Source organism: Oleiphilus sp. HI0128 (assembly GCF_001635365.1).
This window is the reverse complement of record NZ_LWGG01000878.1, coordinates 1-5189: the sequence shown is the minus strand read 5'-3', so window position 1 is coordinate 5189 and position 5189 is coordinate 1. Positions and strand designations below refer to the sequence as shown.

Here is a 5189-nt window from a genome sequence, read left to right as displayed (position 1 = left end):
AGCACTTATCACACGATTATAAAGAAGTTATCAAACAACTTATCCACAGGCACATTAATTTTAAACTTTAACAAAACACTATAAGCATTTGTTAAATAAAGATATATTGAATTTAACTCTTAAACCATAAGTTAGAGGCTAAAGTTATCCACAGCTTGGCATAAGTGCTCTATTGAACATTTCCTCTTAAGTGCATAACTTTCGATTGCAACAATTCGGCGCTTACTAGATCTGGATTAAGTGGTTTATCAGCAATTACCCTTACCTTAGACCAGAAACGTTTAGGACCTTTCGAAAAGGCAGCTCCATCTTTATGGCTAAAAACACTTCCCCAAAGGCCTTGTAGGGCCATCGGCACTACTTGGACAGGATCACGCCCGATTATTATTTCAATGCCAGTTTTAAACTCGTTGATATCGCCAGTTCTTGTCAGCTTACCTTCCGGGAAAATACAAATTATCTCTTCATTGTTTAGTGCTTCAGATATTGACTCGAAAGCTTGATCATAAATTTCTTGATCCTGATGCGCAGGCGCGATTGGAATGGCTTTGACCGCTCTGAAAAACCAAGCTAAAAATTTGTTTTTGAAAATATTATGATCCATCACGAAGCGCATAGGGCGTCTACATGCACCGGCAAGTATGAGCGCATCAACATATGATACGTGATTACAAACCACTACTGCTGCACCTTCGCGAGGAATATTATCCAAGCCTTCGTGGCTGACTCGGTACATGGTATGACCTAATATCCATATACAAAAGCGAATCGCAAATTCATCTACTTGATAAAATATGTATAGGCAAACAACGAAATTCATTATGGATAAAACCAGGAAGAATTCTGGTATTTCAAGACCTAGCATTCCCAGTAAGATCATTCCTGTGATAGCGCTTCCCACCATAAACAAGGCATTCATAATGTTAATCACAGCGATGGTTCTCGCTCTAAAAGCCGGTTCCGCTCTTTCCTGGACAAAGGCATAAAGTGGGACGATAAAGATGCCTCCTGAGATACCTATACCGATCAGATCAATCAACACTCTAAAAGAACCTTCAGCGTTTAGGAATGTAAGCCAAGTGTGGATAATTTCAGGTTGATGAGGAATTGCGCTATAAAGATCTACACCAAATAGGCTTAATCCCAACGCGCCAATCGGTACAATACCCAACTCAACCTGTGATGAAGACAGTTTTTCACAAAGCATCGAGCCAAGTGCAACACCAATGGTAAATACCGCCAATAGTAAGGTGACGAGTGAGGAGTCCCCCAACAAGACTTCTTTCGAGAAGTTAGGGAATTGCGTTAAATAAGCTGCACCTAAAAACCAAAACCAGGAGATTGCCGCAATTGCTAAATATATCGGCCGGTGCTTTCTTGCTTCGACAATTAGAGAGTGGGTAGTTTTAATAGGGTTATATGAGACTGTTATATCAGCTTGGCTCGGTGGGGCCAAAGGTATTGAACGGCTACTAAGATAACCGAGCAATGCAAAAAACACGACGGCACATGCTGTCACAATCAGAAAGCTATCTAATTGCATGATGATACCAGCGCCAATAGTACCCAAAAGAATCGCAACAAAAGTGCCCATGCCTATCAGCGCATTGCCACCGACCAATTCTTCTGACTTTAGGTGTTGAGGGATGATGGCATATTTTGCAGGTCCAAAAAATGCTGACTGCGTTCCCATCACAAATAGTAAAACCAGGAGCAGGGAATACCACTCCATCAACAAGCCTAATGCTGCCACCGACATAATAAGAATTTCAGCAAACTTAATTTTTCGAATTAGGCCTGATTTTTCATATTTATCGGTAATTTGGCCAGCAATAGCAGAAAAGATGAAGAAGGGCAGAATAAATAGACCTGCTGCCAGGTTAAGAACCGTATCAGCATTCATACCTAAGGCATCCGATGCCTTGAATGCGATGATCAGCATTAGGGTATTTTTATAGATATTATCGTTAAATGCCCCCAAAAACTGGGTAGCGAAAAAGGGGGCAAATCGTTTGCTTTTCAATAAGGCCGATTGACTCATCCTTGTCTCCTGTAACTAGTTTAAGCAAGCCAACAGTATAGAGCTCTGATCAGTCGCTAGCTACTTTCCAATACAGAAACTACTGAAGATTTCACCAAGAAGGTCATCGGGCCTGAACTTACCGGTAATTTCCCCTAGATTATCTTGGGCAATACGCAGCTCTTCGGCTAATAACTCGCCGGCATTGAGCTCTGTTAGCTGTCTTCGACCAAGATTTACAGCATCCAAAGCACGATTTAAGGCATCTAGGTGCCGTCTGCGTGCAGTAAATGTACCTTCATTATTAGCCTTATAACCAACGCACTCTTTAAGGTGATCTTGTAGTAAGCTTAAGCCTTGTTTTTGCTTAGCGGATAAAGAAATAAGTGGGAATTCACCAAGCGAAGCAGTCGATGGGGCTTCTGACGTTTTATCCACTTTGTTTCGAACAATTGTTATATGGTCCTGATTATCGAGCTTTTCCAAAAACTCTGGCCATAGCGTGTCTGGTAATGAGTCAGAGTTTGATTCAATAGATGAAGCATCAACAACTAAAAGAATTCGATCAGCTTGTTCAATTTCCTGCCAAGCTCTATCAATACCAATCTGTTCAACTTTATCAGTACTTTCTCGAAGCCCTGCCGTATCAATAATATGTAAAGGCATTCCATCAATATTGATCTGCTCTTTAAGCACATCACGTGTAGTTCCTTCAATATCAGTCACAATAGCTGAATCGCGTCCTGCTAAAGCATTCAGCAAACTAGACTTACCTGCATTTGGACGACCGGCAATTACCACCCTCATTCCTTCAGTTAGTAGTGCCCCTTGATTCGCATTATTGATTAAGTCATTCAAGGTATCAATCAGAGTATCAACTTGCTCCAGGACATGTGACTCAGAAAGAAAATCAACTTCTTCTTCAGGGAAATCAATTGCTGCTTCCACGTACATTCGGAGTTTAATCAAGCCGGATACAATGGCATCAACTTGCTGAGAAAAGTCCCCTTGTAGGGAACGCAAAGCAGAACGAGCAGCCTGCTCGGAAGTACTGTTTATCAAGTCAGAAATAGCTTCAGCCTGAACCAGATCCAGCTTGTCATTAAAAAAGGCGCGTTGAGAAAATTCTCCCGCTTCTGCTAAGCGAGCACCATTCGAAACGATGGCTTTTAACAAAAGATCCAGAATGACCGGGCCACCATGAGCTTGGAACTCAACGACGTCTTCACCGGTAAAGGAGTGGGGACCTTTAAAGTACAGGGCAATTCCCTGATCTAAACGTAAACCATCTGGATCATAGAAATCGCAATAATGTGCATATCGATTCTTAGGCTCAAAATGAACCATCAGTTTAGCGATATCTAAGGCTTTTGGGCCTGATACCCTGACAATTCCAACTCCGCCACGACCTGCCGCCGTAGCAAGAGCTGCAATAGTGTCTTGATAATATTCACTCATATCAAGAACAGGGTAGATTAAGCGTTAGCTTTTTCGATTTGTCTGGTAATTACCCACTGCTGTGCAATCGACAGAATATTGTTTACTAACCAGTAAAGAACTAGCCCTGAAGGGAACCATAAGAAGAAAACAGTCATTACAACAGGCATAATCTTCATGATCTTAGCTTGCATTGGATCAGGCGGAGATGGATTTAGCTGCATTTGGATAGCCATACTTGCACCCATCAGAATCGGCAGAATGAAGTAAGGATCCATTACCGATAGATCGTGAATCCAGAACATAAATGGAGCATGGCGTAATTGAACACTCTCCATCAAAACCCAGTATAAAGCGATAAATACAGGCATCTGAACAAGAATAGGCAGACAACCACCAAGAGGATTAATTTTCTCTTTCTTATAGAGCTCCATCATTCCTTGAGACATCTTCTGACGATCATCGCCATACTGTTCTTTTAAAGCTTGTAGCTTAGGTGCTACCCGACGCATATTCGCCATAGAACGATAACTTGCAGCCGACAACTTGAAGAACAAAGCCTTAACACAAACAGTCACTAGAATAATTGCAAAACCCCAGTTCAATACAATGCCATAGAAGAAATCAAGCAATAGGAATAGTGGCGTTGCTACCCAGAATAACCAACCAAAATCTACGGTTAAATCAAGGTTTGGTGCAATAGCTTCCAAACGCTCCATAATCTTTGGACCAATATATAACTGTGCAGATGTCGTCTTGGTTTCTCCTGGAGCGACTTCGATTGCAGGGCTAATAAAGCCCATCAAATATCGACCGCCTTTCACGCGTGTTTGATAAGTATGAGTAACGCCATTATCTGGGATCCAGGCACTTAGGAAGTAATGCTGAATAAATGCAACCCAACCACCATGAATTTGTTCATTGATAGGGGAGTCAAGCATGTCTTCAAAGTCATATTTCTCGTAAGGTTTTTCAGCGCTTGAAAGCGCCATTCCCAAAAATGACTGCATACCCATACTATTTTGGCTCGATGGGTCAGAGGAACGATCTCTTACAATCTTTCCAGACAGGTTTGCCTGCCAGTTATCATTAGTCTTGTTATTAATGATATAGCTGACATTAATCAGATAATCATTGCGCTTGAATTCATAACGCTTAGTAATTGATACACCATCATCACTTTCAAAATTAAGGTCTATTGAAAGGCTATCTTGTCCTTCTTGTAACTCGTATGAAGAAGATGATGATGAGTAAATAGGAGCTGGGCCGTTTTTAGAGGAATCATATCCATTTTTTCCAAATAGACCACTTTCAACAACGTAATGTCTACCATTACCACTTTCCAACAGCGCCAGTGCTTCTTCTGAGCCTAAGCTAACTTTATGCTGAGGCATTTTTGCCGAAATAACATTACCGCCTTTAAGATCAAGATATAAATCTAATACATCTGTTTTGATATGAACGCTTGACGATTGTTGCGAGGTGGAATTCTTTGTTTGGGCTGTGCTATCAATACTTGCAGCAGCAGACTCAGGTACAGTAAATTCAGAATCTTCGCTACTTTCTGCAGAAGTACTTAAACCAATAGACTCTTGTGGAATGGCTTGTTTAACTGCGGTTTGCGATGCTTGCTGGCCATAATCTTCATTCCAGGCAAGTATCAACATATATGATACAACTGCTAAGCCAACAAAAATAATGCTACGTCTAAGATCCATAATAATTCACTACC

General features: G+C 41.2%; 3 protein-coding genes. All 3 read right to left on the bottom strand.

Translation table 11 applies throughout. From position 1 onward, the window contains the following. Nucleotides 1–169 precede the first annotated feature (169 nt). The 3 genes from A3763_RS14035 to yidC are packed head-to-tail and all read right to left on the bottom strand — an operon-like array spanning nt 170 to nt 5175. Nucleotides 170–2041 (bottom strand): MFS transporter, encoded by a 1872-nt coding sequence (locus A3763_RS14035; RefSeq protein WP_068507312.1) that lies wholly within the window; start codon nt 2039–2041, stop codon nt 170–172. A gap of 60 nt (nt 2042–2101) precedes the next feature. Then, the gene (mnmE, locus tag A3763_RS14030; protein WP_068507313.1) at nt 2102–3478 is read right to left on the bottom strand and encodes a tRNA uridine-5-carboxymethylaminomethyl(34) synthesis GTPase MnmE; all 1377 of its coding nucleotides are present in this window, start codon (nt 3476–3478) and stop codon (nt 2102–2104) included. Nucleotides 3479–3495: 17 nt separating this feature from the next. Continuing rightward, nucleotides 3496–5175 carry a membrane protein insertase YidC gene (yidC, locus tag A3763_RS14025; protein ID WP_068507314.1) on the bottom strand — a complete coding sequence of 560 codons (1680 nt, stop codon included), beginning with the start codon at nt 5173–5175 and terminating at the stop codon, nt 3496–3498. Nucleotides 5176–5189: the final 14 nt, after the last annotated feature.

Coding starts and splice junctions, on each gene's coding strand:
- A3763_RS14035 (WP_068507312.1), bottom strand. CDS start 2,041: ATGAGTCAATCGGCCTTATTGAAAAGCAAACGATTTGCCCCCTTTTTC.
- mnmE (WP_068507313.1), bottom strand. CDS start 3,478: ATGAGTGAATATTATCAAGACACTATTGCAGCTCTTGCTACGGCGGCA.
- yidC (WP_068507314.1), bottom strand. CDS start 5,175: ATGGATCTTAGACGTAGCATTATTTTTGTTGGCTTAGCAGTTGTATCA.